Raw genomic sequence first — 26,728 nt, 5'->3', positions numbered from 1 at the left:
GTAGGGGCCGGGCCGAAAGTTTCGGGAATAAATCCCGGCCCGGTGACGCCTTTGGCTTCAGAGATCGTTTTCGACCGGTGCTTTGTTGGCAAGAGGTCTTGCCAGCACATGAGTCCGGCCGAACTTCTTTTAGCCTTTGGAGTTTGTAATATGCGTCCACCGATCCCCCATGCCATCACATCATTCGTCGCCGCAACCCTGCTCAGTGTCAGTGTGCCCGTGAGCGCGGCGGAAAACACCCGCTTTGAGCGCGGCAGCGAGGTGTACAACCAGCAGTGCGCTGCCTGCCATCAGGCTCAGGGTCAAGGCATACCGGGGTCGTTTCCCCCGCAAAAAAACCACACCGCTCAAATGTACAATGCCACTGACGGTATCGGTGGCCGCCGCTATCTGGGGCATGTGCTGCAGTACGGCCTGACCGGCCCCATCAAAGTCGACGGCACAAGCTACAACGGCAACATGCCGGCCTGGGGCGGTGCGCTCACTAGCCAGCAAATGGCGGATGTGCTGAATTACGTGCTGACGGCGTTCGGCAATGAAAAGCGGATTGCTGGTGAGTTTCAGCCCTACACTCCTGAAGACATCGAAGCGATTGCGGGTAAGGACCTGTCCGGCAAGGATGTTTACCAGCTGCGGCAGACCCTGCTGGGCCAATCGCCTGAGCAGTCGCGGAACAAAGCCACTCCCGTGCGGTCGGCGCCCGAACTAAGCCTGGAAAAGTCCATTCGCGACCCTCTGTATGTGGCGGTCCAGAACAGCGGCATCGTGAAAGTCCTACCCTCAAAACAGGCCTGGCCCGGCGTCGCGGGCGCTCACTACGATGCCCTGAGTCCTGATGGTTCCCGGCTGATGGTGTCCGGCTTCAAAACCGGCAATGTCTACGTTTTGAATACCGCCAGCGGTGAGGTGATGGCCAGCGTGCCGATCGGTGAGGTGGCCCAGGGCGTAAAAATCTCACCGGATGGCCGTTACGGCCTCGCCGTGGCGCCGACCCAGGGCGACGTTGCGGTGATCGATATGAATACCCTTGAACTGGTCAGGAAAATTCCAGTGGGCAAGGTACCCCACAACCTCGTTTACAGCGCCGACGGCACACTCGCCTACGTCACGCTGCAGGGCGAAGGCGCGCTGGCGGTAGTGGATATGCGGGCTCTGGAAAAACAGCGTCAGATCCCCACTCCGGGTCTCAAGACGCCTCACAACATTGACATCAGCGCCAACGGTCAACGGCTATGGCTGCGCGACTTTACCGGCAACGTGGGGGTACTGGACCTGGCTAGCGAAACCATGCTGAAAACTTTTAAAGTGGGTAGTGGCCATGGCGGCATCGACGTGGTGCCTGGCGAGCAATACGTCGCAACCGGTGCGATTTCTGCGTCCGTGGTCACTATAATCGACTCCGAGAGCCTTAAAATTGTCAAAAATGTCGACGTGGGCGTTGGCCCCCACGGCGTTCGGGCAAGCCGCGATGGCCAGTTCATTTACGCGTCGGTCACGGCGGATAACCACATTGCCGTTATTGATACCCAGTCCCTCGAGGTGGTCCGCCGGGAGCCAGTTGGAGGCCAGTTCCCCTTCTGGCTCGCAGTACCGGGCAATCCATAAAAAAGTCGGGAATAAAAGGCGATCCGGTGACGCCCTCCAGTAAAGTAACCATAAATAGGTAGCGGGCAGCCCCATGCGCAGCACTGGAAGCAGGCAGCAATTCGACACCCTGGTACGGCCCTGGCGCTACCGCCTGTACGGTGTTGCGCAACGCCAGGCCCCCTCACAGGAAATGGCGGAGGACTGGACCCAGGAGACCTTGCTCCGGGCCTGGCGGGACTTTGACCAACTGGACGATCACGTGGCGGCCTACGCCTGGCTGCTAAGGATTCTCAACCGGGTGGTCGCCGATGACTATCGGCGGGATGGGCGCCGGCAGCAACTGGCTCCGGTGCTGACCACCGGTGACGCGGTGTTGAATGGGTATCCCTGCAGTGCCCCAGGCCCCTTCGATCAGGTCCTGAAAAACCAGAGCGATGCGCAGGTCATGGCTGCGGTTCACGCCCTGCCGGACAGCTTTCGGCAGGTCATTCTGTTGCGGGACTTTGAGGAGCTGAGCTATCAGGACATCGCACAAATTTTGGATCTGGCACCGGGGACGGTCATGAGTCGCCTGTCACGCGCGCGGCGCCTGCTCGCTAAGCGACTGATCAAGGCAAACCCGAGCGCCTTGGCTACCAGCCACACAAAATACACATCGGTGAATCCTCATGAGTGATCTCAAAAACACAAACACCCACGAATGGTCCGACCTGCACGCCGAAATCCAGGATTGGCTGGCGGGCTATGCGGATGGTGAGTTGGATGAGCATCACACCGCCCTGGTCGAGGCCCATCTTGCTGGATGCAAGACCTGCCAACACGATGTCGAACGTCAGCGGATTCTTTCCGAACGACTGCAGATGATACCCACTCCGGGACTGTCCGCCGATTTTGACGGGCGGCTCGATATCGCCCTTGCGAACGCCCCCGCTGGTGGCAAGCGCCCATCCGGTCGTCGCCGCATGACGAATCTGAAACGCTGGCTGAGCAGCCTTCGCCCGTCGGTTGTAATTGGCAGTGGCGGTTGGGCCGTTGCCCTGGTACTGGCAGCGGTACTGCTGATGCCCAGCGTGACGCCGGATAATATCAACAGGATTCCCATGGTCAGTGACGTGCTGAACGATTATCAGCGTGTCGCCCTTGAGGAGCTGCCTACCCAGGCCGGCAACTCGGAAGTGTCTCCGCCATTGCCGTGGGCAAACAGCCGGGTGCTGGCAACCTGGATGACCCGAGTGGGGGGCGAGCCTGCCCAGGCGTACGCCATACGCCAGGGCAACAGCCTAGTCATCCAGTATCGTATCTCGGAGCGCGTGTTCTTCCGGAATCCGGATGTGCGACAGGCGGTGGCCCGAGCCGGCGACTTTCGTACCCGGGCCGATCAGTTGGAGGTGCTCGGGCTACCCATGGAGGACTCGGGATTGCTGGTGGTTGCGCCAGCCGGGAATATGCCGGCGGTGAGCGAATCCACGACGGGGGCCTCCTGACACGCTGTCAACGGCGATTATTTGACCATGAAATACACTGAATCAAAATCAGGTTTGTCACGAATTCACGGCACCGATGACCACCGTCGGCAAGTGTTCTGAACAAACATCAACGAGGGAAAACCATGTCTGTTTTCGATGCGTCTTCAACGTCCCGCCGTGCACCCGAAAGTTCTTTACCGATAAGTCGCCGGCGCCTGCTGCTGGGCTCTGCCGGCGCCATGGCCTCCGTCAGTCTGCTGGGGCTAAGCCCCCTTGCCAGGTCGGAGGAACCCAAAACGCTGCCCGATTACGTGCGCTGGAAAAACGCCAATGACGTGATCGTGCACAGCGCCAACACCATCGAAACCGAGCGCGGCGCCATTGGCAGTGGTGTGGTGACGAACAGTGACAAACTGTATGTCCGTAACAACCTGCCAGCCCCCAATGCTGATATTGTGGCGGACCGGAACGCTTGGAAAATCACGTTGGAAGGCGTCAATTCGCCCCAGACCCTGACCCTGGGTGAGCTGAAAAAAATGGGTGTTGAGACGGTAACCACCGTTCTGCAATGCTCGGGCAACGGGCGAGCCTACTTTGAGCACGGCCCGGGCGGTACCCAATGGGGCACCGGCGCGGCAGGCTGCCTGGTGTGGACCGGCGTACCGCTGCGTGACGTTGTGGCCCGGCTCGGCGGAGTAAAGCCGGACATGAACTACATCACCAGCACCGGCGGCGAGACCCTGCCTGCAGGGTTGGACCCGAAAACCATTATGGTGGAGCGCTCCGTTCCGGTGAGGGCGCTGGATCAGGCGCTGCTGGCCTGGCAAATGAATGATGAGCCCGTGCCGCTGGCTCATGGCGGCCCACTGCGCATGGTCTTTCCGGGTTATTTCGGGGTCAATAACGTGAAATACGTGGACCGAGTCGCGTTTACCGAGGGGCAGTCAGACGCCAAGATCCAGGCCTCAGGCTACCGCATTCGTCCCATTGGCGAAAAAGGCGCGCCCGGTCAGCCGTCGATGTGGGAGATGCCGGTCAAATCCTGGGTCACCGCCCCGCTGACAACGGCCAGCAAGGGCAGGAATCTGATTTACGGCGTCGCATTCGGCGGCATCAATGCCGTTAACCAGGTGGAGGTGTCGGCCGACGGTGGCGAGACCTGGAAGAGTGCCCGTTTCCTGGGTCCGGACATGGGGCGCTACGCCTGGCGGCCGTTTGTGGTGGCGATGGATCTGAGCGCCGGCGACCATCGGATCGTTAGCCGCGCGACGGACACCGAGGGCAACACCCAGCCGCCCACCCGCACCGAGAATGAGCGCGGTTACGGCAACGCCAGTTGGAAAGACCATGGCGTGACCGTCACCGTTTCCTGAGTGTATTAACCCTGTGGTGGTCCGTTGGTCGGGCCGCCTGTTCCCTTGACTGAATCAGGATTTTCCATGTTATTACGCACACTGTTGTTGACGATCTTTGCCCTCGCCACTGGCCCTGTATTGGCGGATGAGCAGCTCGAACTGGGTAAGAAAGTGTTCCTGGAGCAGGCACAACCATCCTGCACGGTTTGCCATACGCTGAACGATGCCGGTTCCGCCGGTGAGATCGGCCCCAATCTTGACCAGCTCAAGCCCTCGGCGGAGCAGGTCAGCAACGCGGTGAAGAGTGGTGTTGGCATCATGCCGGCCTTCGGTGACTCACTGTCAGAGCGGCAGATCAGTGCCGTGGCGAAGTACATTGAATCGGTCACCCGAAAATAGTCCTCCCGCATGCCGGATGACTCACCGCTATGGGTCAGGGTTCATTCTGTGCCACTCAGCTGAGAACCCTTGACCCTGTATCGGGGTACGGGTGTTAATCTGTGGCTTAATTCACGGACGACAGAGTAGTTCCTTGGAATTTTCAGTTGCTTTGCCTCTGGCCGCCGGCCTCGGGCTACTGGCCTTTATTGAGCCCTGCTCCGTAGGCAGTCACTTATTGTTCATCCGTTACCTCAAGGGGTTATCACAGCGGATGAAGATTGCCCACACACTGCTTTTTGCCCTGACGCGGGCCTCTTTGATGGCCGTGCTTGGCGTGATTGCCATCTTCGTTGGAACCGCCTTCACCGGGCTGCAGCAGGGCCTCTGGGCTGTGCTCGGGAGTCTTTATGTGGTGGTTGGGCTGCTTTACCTGAGTGGTGGCACCTCGTGGTTTATTGCGCTGGTGAACCGGTTTCTGCCACGCATTACCCGCATCCCTGGGGGGCCCGCATTAGGCGTGGTGTTTGGCTTGAACGTGCCGGCCTGCGCGGCCCCCTTGCTTGCGGTGCTGCTCGGCGACGCCGCTACCCGGGGTGCAACGGATGGCGCTGTTATCTTCGGCGCTTCGACCCTGATGGTGTTTGGACTGGCGTTTTCAGCCCCACTGCTATTCATTGTTTTTACCGCCCGCGGCCGTCGCTGGCTTGAACACCTCACGCGGCTCGCGGGACGCATGCCACGATGGACCGGTGCCATAATGGTCGTGCTGGGCCTCTGGACCTTTTGGCTGGCGCTGGCTTAGGCCTTAAGACCAAGTACATCCTCCCTGTTTTGACAGCTTTCCCTGTTTGACCTGTTTGATATTCCTCAATCACTTGACTCCGTATCTTGGTACGGGGCCTACCCTTGAAACATGACCTCATTTCATCAAGGGGACGCATCATGAACACGGCAGTGACAACCGCTGACGACGATACCCAGCCCTGGAGTCTGGAATCCACGGCGGACCCCGACATTCAACGGGTCAAGGCCCATATCGGTGGACTGCACTGCTCGCTGTGTACCGGCACGATTGAAAGCGCGCTGGGCAAGAAATCCGGCGTGCGTCGGGTTGCGGTGAGTCTGACTCACGAGCAGGCGCTGGTGGAGTTCGACTCTCGGGAGAACAGCGCCGAGGTTCTGATGGGTACCTTGCAGCAGATCGGCTACACCCTGAGCGACCCGCGCAAGGTGGAACCGTTCGAACGCCAGGAGCAAGCGCTGGCGATTGAACGCAATCGGTTTGTCGTCGCCCTGGCCATGAGCCTGGCAGCGGTCGGACTGATCGTGGATTTTACCTCGGCCTGGACCTTCGGGCTTTCCGCGCTGGTGTACGTCAGCCTGGTTCTGTTCGGCTTCGCGGTGCTGCGCGGCCAGGGTAGGTCAGCCGCGCTCACGGGCACGGCCTTGTTGGCGGCTGGCGGACTGGCCTTCCTTGCGCTACGCACCGCCGGCGTTTTGGGCGGCCATGAGCCATTGGCCGTCGGTGCGCTGGCACTGGGTATGGTGTTTGGCGTGGCACGGCAAATGTTGAACATGGCCTTTCAGGCGTTACGCCGTGGCATCCTCAACCAGCACGTACTGGTGGAAATCGGTGCCTTCGCAGGGCTGACCGGGGGCGCCATCGGCCTGATCGTATCGCCCGAAGGTTATCCCACGGCGGCGTTTTTCGCCGTCTCCGTCATGGTACTGACCTATCATCTGTTCTCCGAATGGCTGTCGCTGATCGTCAAGACCCGCAGCTCGCAATCGGTCAAGCGGTTGCTGGACCTGCAGCCGGAGACGGCGCGCGTCGTCACCGAGGACGGTGAGCGTGACATGCTCGCAGACCAGGTTGAGGTTGGTATGCGGGTACGTATTAGGCCCGGAGAACGCATTCCCCTGGACGGCGAGGTGGTTGAAGGCGGTTCGGCCGTGGACGAGTCCCTGATCACGGGCGAGCCGCTACCGGTGGAGAAAACCACTGGCGATACCGTCGTGGGCGGCGCCATCAACGGCTCCGGCACCCTTCTTCTGCAGGTAACGGCCATCGGCAGCGAAAGCTTTCTCCAGCAAGTGATCAGCAGCATTGAGGATGCGCGTGCACTCAAGCCGGGATTGCTGCACCTGGTGGATCGCGTGCTGCGGATCTATACGCCGGCCGTGCTGATCATATCGGCGCTCGCCTTTGGCTTCTGGTCGGTCGGCCCTGTACTGATTGGCGGCGAGCCGGCCCTCGAACGAGCCGTTTTTGCCGCCCTGACAGTGCTGGTCATGGGTTATCCCTGCGCCGTGGGCATCTCAGCACCCCTATCCATCGTACGTGGCGCAGGAGAAGCTGCGGACAAGGGCGTACTGATGCGCACCGGCGAGGCTTTTCAGGCCCTGCGCAAAGTGAACAAGGTGGTGTTCGACAAGACCGGCACTCTCACCGAGGGCCGTCCCGCTGTACGCTCTCTGTACAGTGTGGATGGCAACGACGATGCGCTGCTGGCGCTGGCTGCAGCCGTGGAGGCGGTCTCGGAGCACCCGCTGGGGCGGGCCGTCGTTGAAGCGGCACTTGAAAGAAATGTGGACTTCCCCGAGATCGCCGATTTTCAGGCCGAATCCGGTCGTGGTGTCACCGCGCAGGTGAATGGCAAGCAGGTACTGGTGGGCAGCCCGCGTTTTGCCGAAGCGGCTGGCGTGGAAATGACATCCGTTGCCGATGCAGTGGAAGCGGACGAGGCCCAGGGCCGTACGGTAATCGTGGTGGCCCGCGATGGCACTTTGTTGGGCACCATCGCACTCGGTGACGCTCTGCGACCCGATGCCGCCGGCACCATAGCCAGCTTGCAGTCGATGGGCATCCGCACCGCCCTGTTGACGGGCGATAACGAACGCACTGCCCGCCACATCGCGCAACAGGCCGGTATTGATGAGGTGCATGCTGGCGTGCTGCCTGAACAGAAAGCGGACCGGCTGCGAACCATGCAGCAAAGCCAGCGGGTCGCCATGGTCGGCGACGGCATCAATGACGCCCCCGCCCTGATGCAGGCGGATGTGGGTATTGCCATGGGTGGCGGCACGGACATCGCCATTGACGCCGCCGACATTATCATCCTCAACAGCCGGGTGGACGCCGTGGTGACGGCAATAGACATCAGCCGTTGGGGCTATCGCAAAATGCTCCAGAACGTCAGCCTGGCCTTTTTGTTCAACGGTATCGGCATTCCGCTGGCCAGTACGGGGCTGATTTACCCGGTCTGGGCGATGGTGGCCATGGCAGCCAGCGTGACAGCCATTTTCATTAATTCATTGTGGCAACGCCCGGCATTGTTTTTCGATACGGTCGCGAGCGTGAATAATTGACCAACTCGTTTGTAAGCTACCCCCTGAAAAGAGGATTCGTCATGTTTAAAAAATGGTTCCTGATGTTAGCGGCGTTGGTGTTCAGCGTTGCCGCGCTGGCCGCCGACAAAAGCTACGTATTGGGCGTGGACGGCCTGGCCTGTCCCTTCTGTGCCTATGGCATCGAGAAACGTCTGAATAAAGTGGATGGCGTCACCGGCGTGGAGGTGGACATCGGAAAAAGTACGGTGCGTGTCACCCTTCAGGAGGGCAAGCCTTTCTCTGAGGAGCGGGCACGTCAGGCTGTTGAAGAGGCCGGCTTCACGCTGCGCTCATACTCAGAGGCCGAAGGTGAAACAGGAGGCAGTGATGCGAAATAACAACCAGTCAATAGGCTTGTCCCTGCTGGTCGGTGCTCTGGTACTGACCGGTGTGCCCTTGGCACAAGCCGCACCCAACACCTTCAACACGGCTCTGCCCGTGCCCCAGGGTGAAACCATCTGGCGGGAGCAACTGGTCTTACGAGAGCGTTCCGATGATGGGCCCATGGATCGAGAGGTCTCGGTCCAGGCTCTGGGCAGTGTCCTGGGTTATGGCATAACCTCGAAGCTGGCGGTGTTCGGCGTTGTCCCTTACTTTTTCAACAAGACACTGGACGTCACCACGCCCATGGGCCGGATTGAGCGCGATACCGGCGGCATCGGCGACGTCTCGTTGTTCGGGCGTTACACGGTTTACCAGGACGACTTCACCGGCGGCACCTTCCGGGTCGCGCCGATTTTCGGGCTCACCGCACCAACCGGCGACAGTGACGACCGCGATCGTTTCGGCGAACTGCCACGCCCATTGCAGGTTGGTGACGGAGCCTGGGATGGGTTTGGCGGCGTGGTGGCCACCTATCAGACTTTGCAGTACCAGATGGACGCGCAGTTGCTCTACCGCGAAAACGGGCGCCACGAAGGCTTCGCCCACGGCGACGAGACCCGTCTCGACGCCTCACTGCAATACCGGATCTGGCCACTCAGCCTGGAAGGTGTATCCGGCACTCCAGGCTTTACCTACGCCCTGCTCGAATCCAATCTCATTCACCGCGAGCGCAACGAGATCGGCAGTGGTACCGATGCCAATTCCGGTGGTACCCAATGGCTGCTGGCGCCCGGTTTGCAATACATCACCCGGCGTTGGGTCGTCGAGGGCACGGTACAACTGCCGGTGGCCGAAGATCCCAATGGTGATGCCATTCAGGACGATTACATTGTACGCGTTGGCTTTCGCCGCAATTTCTAGGGGTTGAGGGCATCATGAGAAACGTTGGTAAATGGCTCACCTACAGTACGCTCGGGCTGGTGGCAGCACTCACCCTGCTTGGCTGCGCGGGCGGAGCCATCAACTGGAACCAGGAACCGCCCTACTCGCTGACGCTTGCCTGGGGCGAAAAAGGCAGTGGTCCAGGGCAATTCAATGATCCCACCGGGATTGCGGTAACAGACACCGAGGTTTTCATCTCCGATGCCCGCAACGGGCGTATCCAGGTTTTCGATCACCAGGGGCAATTCAGGCGTGAATTCGGTGCACCCGGCGATGGGATCGGTGAGCTCGGGCGCCCCATGAACCTGACCATTCACAACGACAAACTTTACGTGCCGGAGTACATGAACGACCGGATTCAGGTGTTCAGCCTGACTGGCGAGCCGCTGAGGATCATTGGCAGCCCCGGCAAGGGGCCTGGCCAGTTTAACGCGCCCGGAGGTGTTGCAGTGGCCAATGACGGTGATCTGTTTGTGGCGGACTTTTACAATCACCGTGTGCAACATTTAAACGCGGATGGCTCATTCGTCAAACAGTGGGGAACAACCGGGAAGACTGGCAGGAGTGCCGGCGAGTTTACCTATCCCACCGACGTGGCGCTGGGAAAGGATGGGGCTCTCTACGTGGCCGATGGCTACGGAAATCGTGTCCAGGTTTTTGACGCCGGCGGCGATTTCCTGCACAAGTGGGGAGGGCCGTTTGCCCTGGGCCTTTACGGGCCTTTCAAGGGCTGGTTCACCACCGCGACGTCCATCGCGATTGGCCCCGAAGGCAATGTCTTTGTGGCGGATTTCTATAATGATCGTATACAGAAGTTCGCGGCGGATGGGGGTTACCTCACCGCATTTGGCAGCGAGCCGGAGAACCCCGGCCACACGGCGATGGCAGTTGCCGTTTGCCATGATGGAGCAGTGTGGAGCGTGAATTTTGCCGACAACCGGGTCGGGAGGTGGCAGCCGGATTAAGTGGTCTGATGCTCAGCCATCCCGTGGATCAGACCGTGATGGTTCGGTGTCCCGCTGTCCCGGAAAGACTCGGCAAATCCGGAACAGAATGGTCGGCCGTCCCGCCCCGTTGTGACGTGTGTATGCACCCGAAAGACCCGGTTGATCAGGGGCTCGGTAATAACCTCTCCGGGGCTGCCGATGGTTTCGAGCCGGCCGTCCGCCAGAACCGCAATCCGGTCGGCAAATTGTGCGGCCTGGTTCAGGTCATGCAATGACATCACCACCGTCAGCCCGTGTTCCCGATTCAGCTTGGACAGCAATTCCAGTACTTCCAGCTGGTAGCCCCAGTCCAGAAACGTGGTGGGTTCGTCCAGCAGCAGAATGTCGGTTTCCTGGGCCAGGGCCATGGCGATCCATACCCGCTGCTGTTGCCCTCCGGACAGCGCTTCTACCGGTCGCTCCGCCAAATCCGAGACCCCCGTCATTGCCATGGCATCGAGGGTTGCGTTGTCGTCGGTGGTGAGGTTGCGCTGCCACCATTTGCGGTGTGGGAAACGACCCAGCGCCACCAGATCCTGAACCCGAATGCCATCGGGAACGATCGGTTTCTGGGGCAGCATGGCGAGCCTGAGGGCCAGTTTGCCCCGGTGCCATTGGTCAACCGGCTGGTCGTCCAGGTAGACCTGACCGGACCGGGCCGGCAACAGGCCCGCAAAGCTTTTCAGCAAAGTACTTTTACCAGAACCGTTGGGGCCCAGCAGGCAGGTAATCCCACCCTCGGGAATGGCCAGCGAGACGTTGTCCACGACCGGTTTGGAGCCATAGGCAAGAGAGAGCTGCTCGGTTCGTAACATGGAGAATCCCGGCCTCAGGGTTGTCGCGATAACAGATAAAGAAAGAACGGTACACCAAGAACGGCGGAAACCACACCCACGGGCACTTCGTAGGGTGTAAACAGCGTCCGGCCGAGTAAATCCGCCAATACCGCCAGCACCGCTCCCAATAGTACACACAACACCAGTTGGACCGGAAGGTTGGCCCCAGCCAGCCGTCGGCTGATGTGGGGAATCAGCAAACCAATGAAGCCAACCGGCCCCACCACGCCCACGGCACTGGCCGCCAGCAGGGTGGCAATCAGCAGGGCAAAGGCGCGCCAGCGGTTCAGGCCCAGGCCCAGAGTGCGAACGTGTTGATCGTCAAGCTGCATGACTTCCAGGGGACGCACTAGCAGGCCGACACCGACCAGACCAATAAGCGTCCATGGCAGCAACGTGTGTAGGTGCTGCCATTCGGCGCCGTACAGTGAGCCAGCCAGCCACTGGGCAACCAGTTCAGTATGGGCGTGGCCCCAGAATGCCAGCGCACCGGTGGTCAGTGCATGCAACATACCGGCAATGACCGCACCGGTCAGCGTCATTTTGACCGGCGACAGCTGGCCATGCCGCATGCCCAGGAAGTACACCGCAAGCGCTGTTACCAGCCCGCCTGCCATGGCAAACAGGGGCAAATACTGAAGGGCAAACGACGTATTGTTGTAGGGATCGGCACTGGACACCAACCAGTCTCCGATAATAAAAGCGACGACCGCCACCAGGCTGGCGCCGGCGGAGATGCCGAGAATGCCGGCTTCTGCCAACGGATTGCGGCTAAGCAACTGTAACAGCCACCCTGACAGGGCAAAATGAATACCAATCAGGGCGCCGGTCAGGGTACGGGGCAACCGTAATTCGAAGACCACTCGCTGCACGTGTTGAGTGCTGTCGCCGGTCAACCCGGCCCACACCTGGGACCACGTCAGGTCCACCGCCCCCAGTTGGACGCCCGCGACGATGACAACAACCAGGCTGAGCCCGCCAGCCAGAAGCAGCCGGGCAACGGGGCCGGCGCCTGGAATCTGCATTCCACGGCGGTCTGCCCGAGGCGTTGTCGTAGCCGGATGGTTCACGTTATGCGCTCCGGGGTGAGGTTCGCGAGTTAAGCAGATAGATCAGCCAAGGGGCCCCAATAAGGGCCGTCAGCATACCGACGGGTAGCTCCTGGGGAAAGGCCAGTTGCCGAGCCAGGATATCCGCTGCCAGCAACAACAACCCTCCAAACAGAGCGCTCAGGGGCAGCCAGTGCTGGATCTGGTTGCCGGCCAGCCGCCTGGCAATGTGCGGCGCTACTAGTCCAATAAACACGATCGGGCCGGTGAAGGCGACCAGCGCGGCGGCAAGCAGCAAAGCCAGCAGCAGAAAAATCAGTCGCCAGCGGCCGACCGACAGTCCCATGGCAAGCGCCAGATCATCATCAAGTTGCAGTAGGCGGAGGGGTCTCTGCATCGCAATCAGGGCACCGAGCGGAAGCAGCAGCCAGGGCAGCACCATCTGGAGCTGAAGCCAGCCCCGCCCCATCAGGCTACCCGCCAGCCAGTAATACAGTTCCGCCGCCTCCGCCCCGGAAACCAGTAAAAGGCCCGTGGTCAGTGCCGTGGCCAGCGACGTGACGGCGATGCCGGCGAGTACCACACGCTCGGGCTGAAGCTGACGGCGGCCAGCAATGGCAAACGTCAGAGCACCACCGAGCAGCCCCCCGGCAAGAGCCATCAGCGGCAGCCACAGTGCGCCCGGCGAACTCAGGGTTCGAAGCGACACCACCGCCAGGGCAGCAGAGGCAATCACGCCGGTGAGGCCGGGGGATGCCAGCGAATTCCGGGTAACGCCCTGCATGACAGCACCCGCAACCCCGAGGGCCGCCCCACCGAGAATACCGAGCAGATTGCGCGGCAGCCGCAGCTCCAGCACGGTGATGCGCGTCAGCAAGTCGCTGCTGCCGTCGATGGCTGACAGCAACAAGGTCGGCGACACCCATCGGGAGCCCGCCATCAGGCCAGCGAAGAACAGCAGCACGAGGAGAAATACCGTTGCCCCGTAGAGGCCCATCGGGCGTATGGCTGAATCGGAACCCGTCATTTGTCGGGTTCCGATGTCAGCAGCAGGCGCTGTATGTCATCCAGGATACGCTCACGGGCAATCGGACCGGCCCCTTCTTTCCAATAGTGCGGTACTTCGTAGACCTGGCCCGTGCGCACGGCCTTGAGATAGGGCCAGATGGGGTTCATCGTGAACGCGCGCTGACGGCTGGTGGGCAACAGCAGAATGGTATCCGGGTTAAGTTCCAGCAAGGCTTCAAGACTGATCCGGTAGCCCAGTGGGATGCCGCTGTCAGGATTCGGCGGCTGGCCCCCGACATTGTCGAAGCCCAGACGCTCCAGCAGCGCCGTCGGCAGAAAATGGTCGTAATAGACGAAGGGAGTTTCACTACCGCTGGTCAGCAGCGCCACTGTCTCGGCAGGCTTTGGTTCGTTGCGGTCCGCGAGTAATTGAACGCGATCAAGAAAGCGGGTGTTGAGTGCACTGGCTTTCGCCGGTGCACCCAGTGCCTGCCCCGCCAACTCAACCCCCCGCAGGCTGTCCTGGACGGTGATCAGGTCCAGGGCCAGCATCGGGGCGATGGCTTCGATCTGGTCACCGTCTTTCTCGGTATAACGGCGAATGGCGATGACAAGATCCGGCCGGACCGACGACAGTACCTCCAGGTTAGGCTGATGTCGGGGGCCGAGCCCCGTAACACCGTCTAACCGTGACGCCAGGTAGTCGGGCACGCCCTGAAGTCCGTAATCGGTGACGGCAACCGGCGGTATTTCCAGTGCCAGTGCGACATCGGCCCCAAAGGTCGAAATCGCAGCGGGCCGGGCCGCCGGTTCGGACAACCGCAGGGTTTCCCCGCGGTCATCCGTCAACCGGATAGTCTCATCCTGCGCCCATCCTGACGCAGGCGACAGCAAAACAACGAGCAGGATCGTTGCGATCCGGTTACGTAAGCAGGCCATCAGAAGTCGAGCTGTGCCTCAAGGATAAAGCTTCGACCCGGCTGGGGCACACGGCCGACCGGGCTGACGTCCACGCCCCGGAAGTAGTAATCTTCATCCAGCAGGTTGTTGACCGCCAGGCCAAGGTTCAGCACACGATCACCGCCAACCGCGAAATCGCGACCGACCCGGGCCGTAACCAGATGGTAATCCGGCAACTCACCGGCACTGCCATTGCTGGTTTCTTCTTCGGTGTTGTCCGCATCGCTGTAGCTTTCGCTGACGTACACCCAGTTCAGGCTGGTGTCCCAGGCCTGGTAGCTGTATGTCGCGTCAGCACTGACCTTATGGGTGGGCGCGTTGGGCAGCTCGTTGCCTTCGTTGTCACCGGACAGCTGTTCGGTGTCGAGGAAGGTATAGCCAAGGCCCAGTTCCCACTGGCTGTTGAGGTTCCAGCGGTTTGCCAGCTCGATACCCTGGTGACGGGTTTCTCCCAGGTTCTCGAAACGACTGGTCGAACGGTTAAACTGAATCTGATCCTCGTAATCGATGCGGAACAAGGTCGCTGAAGACAGCAGCTCGGGGGTGACCTGCAGGCGTGCGCCCAGCTCGTGGTTCCACGCTGTTTCATTGGCAACTGCACCGTCACGGGTGGTCTGGGCAATCTGTACCGGCACCAGAGAGCGCTGGCTGTTGGCAAAGACAAACAGGTCATCAGACGCCTGATAGCCTACGGTCAGGCCCGGCAACAGCTCATCAGCGTTGTTTTCCTCGGTGTTGCCAGTCAGGTTGTCACGGAAGTCCATGTCGACATCTTCATAGCGCAGGCCCGGTGTCACCGTCAGGCGGTCATCCAGGAACGACACAGTATCACTGATGTAAAATGCCATGGCCCGGGTGTCCAGGTGCCAATCGCGCGCCACGGAACGGTTACCGGAGGAAAATTCCAGGCGATTAACGTCGAACTCCACGTCCTCGCTGACAAATCGTGCACCCAGGGTGATGTCGTGGCGGCCGTGGCGAATAGCAAGCCGTGGCTCCGTGCCCAATACGGTGAACAATCGTGGTGAATCCGCGACATGGGTGGAATCCAGCCCCGGGTCCGCCCAGTGGCCGGTGCCGCTGAGGTTTTGGCCGAAGTAGAAGGTGCGGTCGGCATCGTGCACAAAGTTGCGCCACTGGAATTCCACGTTATCGGCCGGCGTGTATGTCCAGGTGAAGGTCGCGCGGCTCATGTCCGCTTCGTATCCGTCATGTGGGCGCTGGCTCTGGGTGCGATCCTCTTCATAGGCTTGCGGTGTCAGGGCACCGGGCAGTTCGGCCTCGACGCGATAGTATTGCAGCTGGGTGGCCAGTTCATGCTGGTCGTTCAGATAATAGCGGGCGTCCAGGATCAGGTTATCCACTTCGGTATCGGAGTGATCGCGAAATCCGTCGCCACGCTGGACGTTGGCCTGGAACTGCAGGTCGAGCTTGTCGGTCGCCCGGCCGCCGACACGGTAATAGGTATCGGTAAAGACATTGCCGGTCTCTTCCGCAATGGTCACCCGCTCACGAAGGGTCTGGGAGGTTTCCGCCGGAATCGGTTTGGTGACGAAATTCACCACGCCGCCCACGTTGTTGGGGCCGTAATGAACGGAGGCGCCGCCCCGGACAATATCCACGACTTCCAGGCTCGGAAGTGTAACCGGGAAAAGCGACACGCCGACGTTGCTGTAGGGGCCGATGGCAATCGGGTAACCGTCCAGCAGAATCTGAAGCCGTTCACTGCGCAGCGGGTTCAGACCACGCACACCGATGTTGGGAAGGATGCCCGTGCCAGTTTCATCAAGCACCGTGAGCCCCGGAACCGGGCGCAAGGCGTCGTTCAGATTCAGCGCTCCGGTCGCCTGGAGCTGATCCTCCTCCACCACCGTGCGGGCCCCTGTATAGGTCTTCTCGGACTCTTCGGTCGGTGGACCAAGCCAGTCAGCGGTAACATTGAGGCCGGGTAGCTGGGTGGGCGCATCAGCCTGCTCCTGTGCCAAAGCGGACGCCGAGCCAGCCGCCAGAAACGACACGGGGAGCGTGGCTATAGCAACAGACAGTCGATGGCGGCGCAGTGGCGTTGAAACTTCGGACTTCGACATTGGATTCTCCAGCACGTATTATTAAATTTGATTGCGCATTTTACTGATAATAATTCGCATTTCAATTAAATTAGAATATTCCTTCCTCAAAATCTGCTTCCCGGACTACTCGATGAAATGTTCTTTTGGGTGGGGATGCATCAGAAACGCCTGATGGGAAATATTCCAGGCGTAGGCACCGGCGTAACGGAATACCACCAGATCGCCAACCCCGAGCGACTCGACATCAACCCGGCGGGCGAACACATCCTTGGGAGTACAAAGCTGGCCGACCAGGGTAACGGAATGATTGGCAACGACTGGGGCTGCAGCCTCCCTGTCGTGGGTGGGCAAAATGTCAAACGGATGATCGTGGGCCTGGGCCGCCGGAGTCCGGAAGTGGTGGGTGCCGCCCCTGCAGATGGCAAACCATTCCTCGCCGCATCGCTTAACGTCCAGAACTTCGCCAACATAAAAACCACAGGGAGCGGTTATGAAACGACCACACTCGAACCGGATTTTCCAGGCACGATCCGAGTAAGCCTGAAGCAATTCATCAAGGCCGGAACAAAACCCCGACCAGTCAAACTGCTGGTCGGGCCGGGTGTAATTTATCCCGATTCCGCCCCCGACATTTATCTCGGTAATGGTCAGGCCGTACCTGGCTTCCCACGCACGGACGGTTTCCAGATAGTGTGTTATTAACCCGAGGTGGCGTTTTTCATCCAGTTGATGCGACATCAGATGAAAGTGAAAGCCGCGCAGCCTGACTCTGTCCTGCCGCCCGAGCAACGCAAGTGCGTCTGGTATACAGGCTTCTTCCATGCCAAATGGAGTAGGCACACCGCCCATGGTAAGACGTGTAGAGGGTGTGTCTGCCAGTTCGAGATTGATCCTCAGAAGAATGTCCTGGTGAGCCTGCCTGCGGCCGGCAATGTCGCACAGACGCTGCAGTTCCAGCAGGCTTTCCACATGGATCAGTTCAACGTTCTGATCGATGGCCTTTTCCATATCGGATGCCAGTTTGCCGGGACCACCAAAAATCACAGGCGTGTCTGGAAAATGTCGGCGCACCCAGTCCAGCTCACCGCCAGATGCCACTTCGAAGCCATGTACAAAGGGCGCCAAAGCGCCGAGCACCGGTAAGGCAGGATTCGCTTTCGCGGCATAGAACATCTCACAACCGGGCGGTAAACACTCGACTATGCCCTGCGCTCGGTGGCGGAGCTCAGGCAGGTCATACACGTAGGCGCACAGCGGGTCACTGTCCTGGCCTTTCAGTTCCTTGATGGCTCGCTGAACGGAAACAGGTACTTCAGGCATTGCACTGCCCTCCCCTGCTGTCCACGGCTCGGGGCAGAGGCATCGCCAGCGGGTTTGGTACCCAGGTGTACTGCGACTCACGATCCGGACGCTTGAAAAGGCGGGTCATCAGGTTGCTTTTGTTCGGAATGGGCTCGCCGGCCAACAGCCTGCCCAGAACATCGGCCGCCCAGGGATCGTCGGTGCCTGCGAGCCAGTTGCGCACTTCACTGGCAAGCGCGTTCCACAACCGGAGTTCGATGTGGTTCTCCCCCCGGGAGAGGCAGGCCACGGCCTGGAACAGGTGGTTCACCAACAGACAGTACGCGATCCGCTTCCAGGCCTTGTCCTGGCTGTAATGAACAGACGCCAGCGTTTGTTCATCAAGGGTATCAGGCAGCCCTCCTGACCAGCGGCCCGGTACCAGTTTTGTTCCCTCCAGGTCACGAACAAAGACCTGAACGGGGTATCCCTCCCGAATACCAACCACCACGTTCTGAAGGTGTGGTTCAAAAACCACACCATGATGGAACAGCGACTCAAAGAGCGGAGGGATGAGTAAGGCGAGATACTGTTCAAACCATCGTATTCTGGCGTCCTGTTCGTTGACGCCGGTGGCGGCAGCCAGTGTTCCGGCGGCCTCCGTGGCCGGGCAGCGACCGAAGCGGTCGTCGCTGAACAGCGCGGCGGCCAGCACGGGTGTTACGCCTGCGTCCAGATACTGTTCGAGGTTGTCCCGCATAATAACGCCAAAACCCTCCGCGATGCTCCGGCGGTCAGGCTCGGGGTGATCGGCAAAATCAAGGGTCTGGTAGGCTGGCTCGTACAGTAGACGGAATCCGCGCCACCGCGCCAGTGAAGGCGCAAGGTGAGCCTTGAGGGCTGCAGAGAGGGCAACGGCGCTTTCCAGTTCATAGACGGCATTTTTCCGAATGCAGTTGGTCAGCCGGACATGGGTTGAGAATTTCAGGAAATAGGGGTTGCCCGGTTGGTAAAGCGTTCGAACCGACGCTGTTGGGTAGAACCGTGGGCCGGCCTGCCCCAGTGGTAAGATCCGCCCTGAGCGGATAGCGCTGCAGACGATGGGCAGGCGCATGAGGTAGCGTGCCTGCCAGGGGTGCACAGGAATCGTGACCCATCCGTCGGGCAGGTCGAGCCCTACGCTCGCGTCTGACCCGAAGGCCGGCCCGGCAATGTCACCGCGGGTGCGAAGATCGCCCGGATGAACCGCGAAGTAATAGAGGGCAAACCCCGCGCCCATTTCCGGGGAATATTGCAGGATATCCTCCGGGTCGAACCCTTCCCTGGATTTTGGTGCCGGGTGGTAACGGTGCCCGAAACTCAGGGATTGCTCAGACCAGCGGAAGGCGTCCAGCCCCTGCCCCCAATCGGCGGGAACGCGGGTGTATTCGAGAATGCTCCGCATGACGTTCCGGCTGAGAAGAATCTGCCGGTAGAGCTCGCTGTTGAAAGGCTCTTCGAAACGCTGCGACATTTTATGAAGCAGTATCCGGCCCAGTTCCTCGAGCCCCAGCACCCGCCATCCCCTGAGCGCAGACTTGTAGTATGGCGCAGACAGGTAGCGGTAGTTGCACGTTCGTGAGCCTCCTGCAACCAGAACCAGCAGGGAATCTTCGGAATCAGGGAAGCCGATGTGCAGTACACTGACAGGCTCCAGCGCCAGGCGAACCCGAAGCCCCTGTGGCCAGGACCGGCTCCTTTCGCCGCCCTGAACAGACAGCTCCCCGGAGGGCTCGGCAATATCCCGGCAATAACAATTCAGCAGGGCCTCCATGCTGGCCTGGTCCGCCTGATAGTCGCAGTGCTGATCCCTGAAATAATGATGTGAAGCTGTCAATGACATGACTCTATTCCTCCTTCAAGCGTTCATGATGGTCGATGGCGGGGATGTTGGCCCGGTAGGAGCTCAGGGTGATGGTAAGAAGGGTCACCGCAGCGCCCAGCCAGAGTGGCGCAGTCTGGCTGCTCATACCCGCGGCGACACCCGCGAGTACACCGGCCGCGACACCGGCCCATTTACCAGCGCTGTCAAGGGCGCCAAAGCTTTGGCCCGCGTTTTCCGTTCGTGTAAGACGTGCGGTTTCGGCGTTGAGGGCAAAAAGACAGGTCGTCATGCCCAGCCCCATGACCAATCGTCCGGCGAGAATGGCGGCCGTTGTTCCGGCCGTCGCCTGAATAACGTAGGACAGTGCGAACAGTGTCAGGCCCGCGGGCAAGGTCCACGGGTTACCGAAAAACACGCTTCGTCGCAGCGGGCTGACCAGAATAATCAGGTAGATGGCATGAGGGAGGCTGTAGAGAACTCCGGCCATAGCGGCGGTACTACCCGTTCGTTCCTGGGTCCAGGGAATGAAGTAGGGAAAACTGGCCACCAGCGCGAAATTGAAACCGAAGTAAAGCAATCTCAACCGCAGCCAACTGGCGGATGCCGAAACCCTTTCACGGGAATGTTTCTGGTCACGAGGCCCACCCGAAACCGGGTCCGGGGGAGCGAGTTTCCATACCAGTAGTGCCGACAGAAGAGGCAGGATGGCCATATAGAGGTACAGACGCTGGGCTGGGACCCAGGTCATGAAGAAACCGAAAAGGATGGGCGCCAGTATCATGGCCGACCTGGCCGAGCCCTGCATCCAGTTCAGTGACTGGGTCAGGTTTTGACCGCGAGCAACGGTGGAAAGGTATGCGCTCGATGCGGCAAAGGTTCCACCCAGAAAGCCCTGAACCATCAGTGCCATGGCAAAGGTGACCACGCCCGGCGCCAATCCGGCGATTACGAAGGCCACGGCCAGACCAATCTGGGCCCGCAGCAGCGACCAGCGGCGGCCGAAACGGTCCGCTATTCTTCCCCAGAACGGCGCCGCCAACGCCGTGCAAACCGTCGGGATAATATAGAACCAGCCCACCCAAACGGTGTGTTCAACCGCAAATGTGTCGGTCAGGATCAGCCCAAAAAATGGTGGCATCCCCAGCGCCACCAAGGCCGCGGTAAAGTGGCTGAGCAGGATCACCGGCAGAACAGACTGGCTCATGACTCCTGCCCGAGAAAGTTTGGAGCCAGCTTGCCATAGAATTTATTGATGTCAGCGGCGCCGGTGCGGGACTTGCTTTCCAGGCTGCCTGCCCTGAGAAGATACTTGGTATAAAGCTGGCGATCCTCCAGCAGCACCTTGCGCGCTGGCTGAGTATTGACGCCCTCTTCGTCAAGCTGATCGAGGACGCTGATCACCTCCTCACGAAGCACCTTATACCAGTGGCCCCTTGATCCGAGCCCCCGTGCGGCCAGACCCTCAAGGATAACCGCCAGGTTCAGTTGCAGGGTTATGGTGGTAAACATCTGAGCCAGGGGTATTTCATTATTGACCAGGATCCGTTGATCCCGGAGTTGCGCGACTTTTGACTCCATGGACGGCATCTGGCCGCATAGCCTGTCTGGCCACAGCCTGGGGGCGTCGTTGTCCTTGAAAAGCAGCTGCGGTGGCCGACCCGGCGTGAGCAGCACCATGGAGTTCTGCTGGTTGGATTCCAGTGCAATGCCGTAGACAAGCCACAGTCGCAGGTGCACCGTTAGCGTTAAGGCAACGTACTGACGCACCCACTCCGTCAGGTCGCCACTATTGAACTCGTCCGCCATCATCTGGGCAACGCAGCGACCGTCCGGGCTGTCGGCTAACAGGGAGGCTACGGGCACAATCTGCTGCTGGTCGGAAAACCCGCAAAACCGGCGCACAATACAGCCCAGCCAGGGCAGATCGCCAACGTGCAGGCCTGAGGATTCGTCGGTTACAGAAAAGGTCCCTTTAAGGACCGGGTCCTTGCCGGCTATCTCGTGCAGGATTTGCTGAACCGTATGACCATCATAAAGTGTGCTCGGTTTGACCGTTCGAATGTTCCGGTTGCCCAGTGTGCGAATGGTCAAAGGGACTTTCACGTGGACCTCCGGCGCTGCCTCAAGCTGGAGGGTTCGTACCGACAATGTTGGCTGAACCCAAAGCGCAGGCGTTGGCGCCCGGATGACGCTGGCACCGATGTCTGTGTTCGACAGATAGTCACTCAGCGCGGTGTCCCAGAGATGAGGGTGCACCGGCAACAAGTAGTGGCTGTCAGCAAGCCGGTTATCCAGTCCTACCTCGCTGAAATCCGGCCAGCAACCCGGGAGCTCGCCCACCGCAGTGACTTCCGGGCAGGGGACGGCAAGCCACCGTAACCGGAAACGCGGGGCAAATTCAGGCGCGTACGCCGCCAGTGCCGCCTTATCAAAACCACTCTTGGCGCGGGCACTGGGGTAAAACGGATGATCGAGAAAAGCCGCGAGGCGATCGAAGTGGAGCAAGCGTTCGGATAGCCGGGGAAAATCCTTCCAGCTTTGCCCCTGATGGCGGATTTCGTCAAACCACCTGGACTGCTCCTCGTGGCAGAAGGAGGCGTGAGACTCCGCCGTTCTGCACTCATCGGCATAGACCTCCAACTGCTCCCCAGAGTCATCGTGTTCGTCCGCGGTGAGGCACGCCAAAACCTGTTCGTAGTGATTCACTTCTGACACGCTTCCGGCCTGGTCTGCGGACTGCCAGATGAGCGGGTCGCCACTCCACTGCCAACGCTGCATGAAGGTTGCGGGATTGACCGGCAACCACAGGATGCCTTGCGCCAGCGTCCACCGTAACCAGGTCGCCGGCGTTCCCGGGGAGCCGGGCACGCTGTCTACCCCAACTGCCTGAGAATCGCTCTGGCAGCCGGCCACGTCTTCGCGGATCAGGGCATCGACCAGCCTCTGGGTCAGATACTGCCCGGGGTCTGTTGAAGACAGAGCGGTGTTCCTGATCATCAGCCTATCTCCCACTCTGCTTCAAGGTCGGTGGCCCATTCAGCCAAGGTATCCTTCACCCGGGAGGGATCGCTCGAAAACAACCGCAACACACCCAGGTAGTCCTTGTTTGAGTGGGTCAAGCGGACGTCATCACCCACTTCCCTCAACGGCTCAAACTCGGCAATGCCGTCACCGCACGGCTCCCTGCGCTCAGGAGCTGAACGGCGAACCCGCCCGCTGGTAGAAGCACTGAGATAACGTATCTGCGCCGCCTGCGTGGGCGGGGATAATTCAAGAGGGTTGCCAACATGGGCCTGAAGGATGGCATGGAACAGTCCATGATTCGTCATACGGTCAAGCAGGAATTCGCGGCCATCCCCCACCGTTCGGTAATTGATCTCGATAAGTCTTGGCCCATTGTCGGTTATCACAAATTCGGAATGGCAGGAGCCAAGGCCCACACCGAAGCGCCGTACCTGCCTGAACATCTCCTGAAGGTGAGGCCTTTCAGGCTGGTAAGGCACCCACGCCGCTTCAAGTTCGACAAAATGGGGAGGCTCGGAAAGCTGCACTTCAAATCCTCCGAGCGCAATCAGGCTGTTTCCGTCCCCAATGGTTTCCAGAGTGTGAACAGGGCCTGACAGAAACTCTTCCAGCAGCAGGGGTTGCCCGGGTTGTTCCTGCCAGAACTGATCACAGAATGATTGCAGTTGCGCAGCATTGTCCAGGCGCCTGACGTTGAGGCTGGCAACCCCCTCCCGGGGCTTGGCAATACACGGGAATGGAACGTCGTCGATCACCTTCCCCAGGGATGTCTGATCATTCACAGCCCTGAACCAGCATGCGCCATCATCGAGCGCTTTCAGGTACTGGCGCATGGCTGCCTTGTTTTTTGCCCGGTAACAGGTTTGCCAGTCTTTGCCCGGCAGATTCAGGTAGGCTGCGGCCAGGGCGGTCACCGTCTGCAGGTGATCGCTGTTGGAAAACACGCCCACGGGGGCCGGGAGTTCTGAGAGAAGATCGAGAACAGACAGGGGATTAAATACATCACACTGGAGAATCTGTTCCGGATAGGCGGGAAGGTCCGGTTGACTGAAATAGTGGTGATGAGTCGCCGCCTGGTCTGTCAGCAGGATCACTTTCAGCCCCATCGACTGGGCAGCAGGCAGGAATCCCCGATTCAAGGCTTCCGTTGGAACATGAGCAAGAAAAAGTACGGTATCGCGCATAGAAAACTCTTGTCAGGCTTGAAGAAGAATGGTTGCCTCAGGGAGACGGCGGGCTCGACTCGGCACGGCAGGTCGCAAGGTGGGACTTGAGGTATTTAAAGAGCAAACTGCGGTCTTCTCCCAGGAGAAAGGCTCTTGCTCCCCACTCCTGCCATTCCGTCAATTGGTCAGGACTTCGGGGCAAAGCGCAAAATTCCACTGGACGCCCGCGGCAACTCTCGGCCAGTTCCGCGATGGCGTGATTGACAGACGAATGGAACGGGTCACCCGGGCAGCCCAGTGATTGCGACAGATCGACCGCTCCCGGAAGCACCCAGTCAACACCGGGAACACCCAGGATGGCTTCGCGGTTGTCGATGCCTTCCTGATCCTCAATCATGAGCACAATGAGGACTTCCTGGTTGGCCTGCCTGAGGTAGTCTTTCAGCGGGAGGGTTCCGAAACCTGTTGTCCGGCCGCCGGTAATACCACGTTGCCCCGCAGGCGCGTACCGCGCCATCTGAACAACGTCGCGCGCCTCTTCGGCATTGCGGATACGGGGAACAACGATCCCCTGTGCACCACTGTCCAGAGCTCGGGCAATCGCAGCACGATCAACCCCAGGCACTCGCACCAGAGGTGTGACGGAGGCACACTCGGCGGCACGAATCATGTGTTCGAGGGACTCCGGGTTCGTGGACATATGCTCGGTGTCCAGTATGACAAAGTCATAGCCGGCATGGCCGATCATCTCTACCATCCATGGTGTTGGCACCGCGTTAAGTAGTCCATACGCCGAGCGGCCCTGGGCGACCTTCTGGCGTGTCTGGTTAACTGTAAGCACATAAGCTCCGCAAGCAATACGATTTAAATGGTAATCGTTTACATTCGTATTTAAAAACAGTTCGGTTTCAAAAGCAAGCGCTATGCGGATGACATCGGGGTAATGTGAAGGACTGCCATGTCGCCCAGAACCTGGCCTCAGGGGCCGCTAGCCCAACTCCGGGCAACAGGATCAGTGAATAGCATTGCCAGCAATCGTTTCATGGTGACCCCCTAAAGGTTCTATAGGTCACTGAATCCGACAAGTGAAAGGCCAGTTGTTCATAGCTGAAACCCAATGGCTGCCTTAATACCAGGCGGCACAGAACACTCTCTGCGTTCAGACCGGTTCGCCCTGCGACCGATACCGAGGAATCGATCAGATCCGCTGCTGGGAATCGTCACAGGATTAACCGCAAGAGCGTGATCGTGCTGGGTGAGGATGGCAGGAGGAGCGCTTACGTATCAGGAGCCATATGCCCGTTCAAACGATTCGAGTATTGGGCAACCATCAGTACTTGCTCCACAAAGGTTGGTCAGCAAACGCAACTCATCTCGCAATGCTTCCAGCTCGGACAGGTGATGTTCAATCTCGGCCAACTTAAGACGAGCCAATTTCTGTACATTGGGTCTCGCATTTTTGGAATTGTCCCGAAAGCTGAGAAGGCCAGCGATCTCATCCAGGCTGAAACCCATCTTTTGTGCCCGCTTAATAAATCGCAAACGGGAAAGATCCTTGTCGCTGTATAAGCGCGCACCACCATTATTGCGGTGAACCCCGGGCATCAGCCCGATTTTTTCATAGTAACGCAGGGTATCGGCGCTTATGGCCAACGCCTGCACGACCTGGCCAATTTTTATCATCGTTCAAATCCGGACTTGACATTCGTTGAGTAAACAGAAGTGTACCACTATCAGGATGCTCCCCCGCAGCGCTTCAATGTTGAGGATGCTTGAATGACCATACTGCTTCAAATGCATTCTTGAGTGTCACTCTCACTACGAGGGTAAAACCCAGCCCAACTAGCGGTTCGACGTTGGATACCTCAGCATCTGAAGAATAAAGGTACCAAGCAGTACGAACACAGTCATTACCAGCGTGATATCAAATTTTACTTCCAGGAAGCTCTTGAACGCTTAGGCGTGGTGGAATCCAGCCAAGTTTTCTGAACACGAGCTCCATGAGGATGCTGACCAGTAGGGAGCCACCTAGCCGCTCGGCTACCAACAACGGCCAGCCCAATTTGCCATAGACCAGAAGGCCCAGCTTGATAACCAGGTTGGTCGAAGCGAAGCTGAAGGCGAACGAGGCCTCTGCGGAGGCGCCCTTTTTGAACAGCGGCTGTGTGATGCTCAGAACCCCGAAAGTGCAGGCGGAACTGGCCACACCGGCGTCGTGACACCTCGCCCGAGCAGCCAACGCACCATCGGGTAGGCGGTCATGAAACCCAGCAGTAACCCACCCCACATGACGAACCAGAACGCGATGGTGGTGGGCTGATAGCCCAGCACAAAAGCCACGACCAGCATCGTGACGCCCATACCGATATCAAAGGCGACGATCGCCAGCGCGGATATCTTCAGCGCCACCCGCAGCCGCGACTGTCTGTGCCGCGTTATCGTTCATACCAAAGTCATTGGCCCGATGGCTGGGTGATTGCGCCCATCGACTGCCCGCCGACCGGTATGATCAGATGTGCGTACGGGGTATTCGCCTTCATGACCCAGGGCGCTCCACTTTGCGGCGTGGTGGGGAATTGTTTCAGATCGGTCGGGTCGGGAACGATCACCATGACGTGCGGGGGCATCTGCATGCCGGTGTCTGTCGTCATGCCATGCAGCATGTAGGTGAGGCCAATGCGCTCGACCTGTGGTGTTTTACCCTGGAAGCGGGCTTTGAAATAGGCACGGGACTGCGAATCCAGACAGGTTGGTGTGTCACCGGTCAGGCCTGCGAAGCGGCACACCCACTCGCCGCTGCCCTGTTGTAGAACCTTGCCCGCCCGGGAAAGCACGGTGGCATGTTTGGTAACCGATTCGGGGCCGGCGCTTAAAAGCGTCTGGATGATGGCTTCATCCGAATCCGCCTGAGGCTTTTTTTTGGTTCATCGCACTTTACCGGGAAACGCTGCTTTTATCTTAAGGAAGAAGTAGTCGTTGTCCCGGTAGCCATAGGCCATCCGTTTGATGACCTTAACCTTGTTGTTCATCCCTTCCAGGA

The 26,728-nt window shown here is 59.5% G+C and carries 26 protein-coding genes and 1 pseudogene; 10 read left to right on the top strand and 17 right to left on the bottom strand.

All coding sequences use genetic code 11. From position 1 onward, the window contains the following. Positions 1-150: 150 nt before the first annotated feature. The 10 genes from B2590_RS10810 to B2590_RS10765 all read left to right on the top strand — a co-directional run bounded on the left by B2590_RS10810 (position 151) and on the right by B2590_RS10765 (position 10,410). The gene (locus B2590_RS10810) at positions 151-1,605 is read left to right on the top strand and encodes a cytochrome D1 domain-containing protein (RefSeq protein WP_185906433.1); all 1,455 of its coding nucleotides are present in this window, start codon (positions 151-153) and stop codon (positions 1,603-1,605) included. A 73-nt stretch (positions 1,606-1,678) separates the two neighbouring features. After that, positions 1,679-2,263, top strand: coding sequence for an RNA polymerase sigma factor (locus tag B2590_RS10805; protein ID WP_127400882.1), 585 nt, complete (start codon positions 1,679-1,681; stop codon positions 2,261-2,263). Further along, positions 2,256-3,071, top strand: a complete 816-nt coding sequence (locus tag B2590_RS10800) for an anti-sigma factor family protein (RefSeq protein ID WP_127400880.1) — start codon at positions 2,256-2,258, stop codon at positions 3,069-3,071. Before B2590_RS10805 ends, B2590_RS10800 begins: the two co-directional genes overlap by 8 nt. Before the next feature lie 125 nt (positions 3,072-3,196). Then, positions 3,197-4,426 carry a sulfite oxidase gene (locus tag B2590_RS10795; protein WP_127400878.1) on the top strand — a complete coding sequence of 410 codons (1,230 nt, stop codon included), beginning with the start codon at positions 3,197-3,199 and terminating at the stop codon, positions 4,424-4,426. Positions 4,427-4,492: 66 nt separating this feature from the next. After that, positions 4,493-4,807 carry a c-type cytochrome gene (locus B2590_RS10790; protein WP_127400877.1) on the top strand — a complete coding sequence of 105 codons (315 nt, stop codon included), beginning with the start codon at positions 4,493-4,495 and terminating at the stop codon, positions 4,805-4,807. Between the two features lie 133 nt (positions 4,808-4,940). Beyond that, entirely contained in the window at positions 4,941-5,591 is a 651-nt protein-coding gene (locus B2590_RS10785; protein ID WP_286810202.1) for a cytochrome c biogenesis protein CcdA, read from the top strand. A 140-nt stretch (positions 5,592-5,731) separates the two neighbouring features. Continuing rightward, positions 5,732-8,158: a heavy metal translocating P-type ATPase gene (locus B2590_RS10780; RefSeq protein ID WP_286810203.1), complete on the top strand. Its 2,427-nt coding sequence runs from the start codon at positions 5,732-5,734 to the stop codon at positions 8,156-8,158. Between the two features lie 41 nt (positions 8,159-8,199). Next, positions 8,200-8,517, top strand: a complete 318-nt coding sequence (locus tag B2590_RS10775) for a heavy-metal-associated domain-containing protein (RefSeq protein WP_199448948.1) — start codon at positions 8,200-8,202, stop codon at positions 8,515-8,517. Then, complete coding sequence (locus tag B2590_RS10770; RefSeq protein WP_286810204.1) at positions 8,507-9,424, top strand: transporter; 918 nt, start codon at positions 8,507-8,509, stop codon at positions 9,422-9,424. Before B2590_RS10775 ends, B2590_RS10770 begins: the two co-directional genes overlap by 11 nt. A 14-nt stretch (positions 9,425-9,438) precedes the next feature. Next, positions 9,439-10,410: an NHL repeat-containing protein gene (locus tag B2590_RS10765; RefSeq protein ID WP_286810205.1), complete on the top strand. Its 972-nt coding sequence runs from the start codon at positions 9,439-9,441 to the stop codon at positions 10,408-10,410. On the opposite strand, the gene B2590_RS10760 is transcribed toward B2590_RS10765, so the two are convergent. The 17 genes and pseudogenes from B2590_RS10760 to B2590_RS10680 all read right to left on the bottom strand — a co-directional run. Further along, on the bottom strand, positions 10,407-11,246 hold the full coding sequence (locus B2590_RS10760) for an ABC transporter ATP-binding protein (protein ID WP_269400122.1): 840 nt from the start codon (positions 11,244-11,246) through the stop codon (positions 10,407-10,409). The two genes, B2590_RS10765 and B2590_RS10760, sit on opposite strands and share 4 nt — an antisense overlap. A gap of 14 nt (positions 11,247-11,260) precedes the next feature. Further along, a complete protein-coding gene (locus tag B2590_RS10755; protein ID WP_269400121.1) occupies positions 11,261-12,337 on the bottom strand; it encodes a FecCD family ABC transporter permease in 1,077 nt (358 codons plus the stop codon). A 1-nt stretch (position 12,338) separates the two neighbouring features. Further along, entirely contained in the window at positions 12,339-13,343 is a 1,005-nt protein-coding gene (locus tag B2590_RS10750; RefSeq protein ID WP_127400871.1) for a FecCD family ABC transporter permease, read from the bottom strand. Continuing rightward, positions 13,340-14,263 (bottom strand): ABC transporter substrate-binding protein, encoded by a 924-nt coding sequence (locus B2590_RS10745; RefSeq protein ID WP_286847944.1) that lies wholly within the window; start codon positions 14,261-14,263, stop codon positions 13,340-13,342. Before B2590_RS10745 ends, B2590_RS10750 begins: the two co-directional genes overlap by 4 nt. Further along, complete coding sequence (locus tag B2590_RS10740) at positions 14,263-16,371, bottom strand: TonB-dependent receptor family protein (RefSeq protein WP_286847943.1); 2,109 nt, start codon at positions 16,369-16,371, stop codon at positions 14,263-14,265. Before B2590_RS10740 ends, B2590_RS10745 begins: the two co-directional genes overlap by 1 nt. Positions 16,372-16,476: 105 nt before the next feature. Further along, entirely contained in the window at positions 16,477-17,673 is a 1,197-nt protein-coding gene (locus tag B2590_RS10735) for a type III PLP-dependent enzyme (protein ID WP_286810023.1), read from the bottom strand. Further along, on the bottom strand, positions 17,666-19,516 hold the full coding sequence (locus tag B2590_RS10730; protein WP_286847942.1) for an IucA/IucC family protein: 1,851 nt from the start codon (positions 19,514-19,516) through the stop codon (positions 17,666-17,668). The genes B2590_RS10735 and B2590_RS10730 overlap by 8 nt, the downstream gene beginning before the upstream one ends. 4 nt (positions 19,517-19,520) lie before the next feature. Continuing rightward, a complete protein-coding gene (locus B2590_RS10725; protein WP_286847941.1) occupies positions 19,521-20,702 on the bottom strand; it encodes an MFS transporter in 1,182 nt (393 codons plus the stop codon). Then, positions 20,699-22,495 (bottom strand): IucA/IucC family protein, encoded by a 1,797-nt coding sequence (locus tag B2590_RS10720; protein ID WP_286810026.1) that lies wholly within the window; start codon positions 22,493-22,495, stop codon positions 20,699-20,701. Before B2590_RS10720 ends, B2590_RS10725 begins: the two co-directional genes overlap by 4 nt. Then, positions 22,495-23,706 carry an ATP-grasp domain-containing protein gene (locus tag B2590_RS10715; RefSeq protein ID WP_286810027.1) on the bottom strand — a complete coding sequence of 404 codons (1,212 nt, stop codon included), beginning with the start codon at positions 23,704-23,706 and terminating at the stop codon, positions 22,495-22,497. Before B2590_RS10715 ends, B2590_RS10720 begins: the two co-directional genes overlap by 1 nt. Before the next feature lie 37 nt (positions 23,707-23,743). Then, positions 23,744-24,529, bottom strand: coding sequence for an HpcH/HpaI aldolase family protein (locus B2590_RS10710; RefSeq protein ID WP_075194559.1), 786 nt, complete (start codon positions 24,527-24,529; stop codon positions 23,744-23,746). A gap of 202 nt (positions 24,530-24,731) precedes the next feature. Then, a pseudogene (locus B2590_RS10705) lies at positions 24,732-24,899 on the bottom strand (ISNCY family transposase); the annotation flags it as partial. Between the two features lie 73 nt (positions 24,900-24,972). Continuing rightward, positions 24,973-25,371, bottom strand: coding sequence for a heavy metal-responsive transcriptional regulator (locus B2590_RS10700; protein ID WP_286810028.1), 399 nt, complete (start codon positions 25,369-25,371; stop codon positions 24,973-24,975). 241 nt (positions 25,372-25,612) lie between these two features. Then, positions 25,613-25,894 (bottom strand): permease, encoded by a 282-nt coding sequence (locus B2590_RS10695; RefSeq protein ID WP_286810029.1) that lies wholly within the window; start codon positions 25,892-25,894, stop codon positions 25,613-25,615. Then, a complete protein-coding gene (locus tag B2590_RS10690; RefSeq protein ID WP_286810030.1) occupies positions 25,861-26,103 on the bottom strand; it encodes a DUF4396 domain-containing protein in 243 nt (80 codons plus the stop codon). The genes B2590_RS10695 and B2590_RS10690 overlap by 34 nt, the downstream gene beginning before the upstream one ends. A 38-nt stretch (positions 26,104-26,141) precedes the next feature. Next, positions 26,142-26,522 (bottom strand): hypothetical protein, encoded by a 381-nt coding sequence (locus tag B2590_RS10685; RefSeq protein WP_041334575.1) that lies wholly within the window; start codon positions 26,520-26,522, stop codon positions 26,142-26,144. Between the two features lie 90 nt (positions 26,523-26,612). Then, the coding region (locus B2590_RS10680; protein WP_286847947.1) for a transposase at positions 26,613-26,728 on the bottom strand (116 nt) is incomplete at its 5' end.

It is taken from the genome of Marinobacter sp. UBA3604, from assembly GCF_002375325.1.
In the GTDB taxonomy this organism is placed as follows: domain Bacteria; phylum Pseudomonadota; class Gammaproteobacteria; order Pseudomonadales; family Oleiphilaceae; genus Marinobacter; species Marinobacter salarius.
The sequence above is the reverse complement of the archived record's forward strand: the minus strand, read 5'-3'. Positions and strand labels throughout refer to the sequence as shown.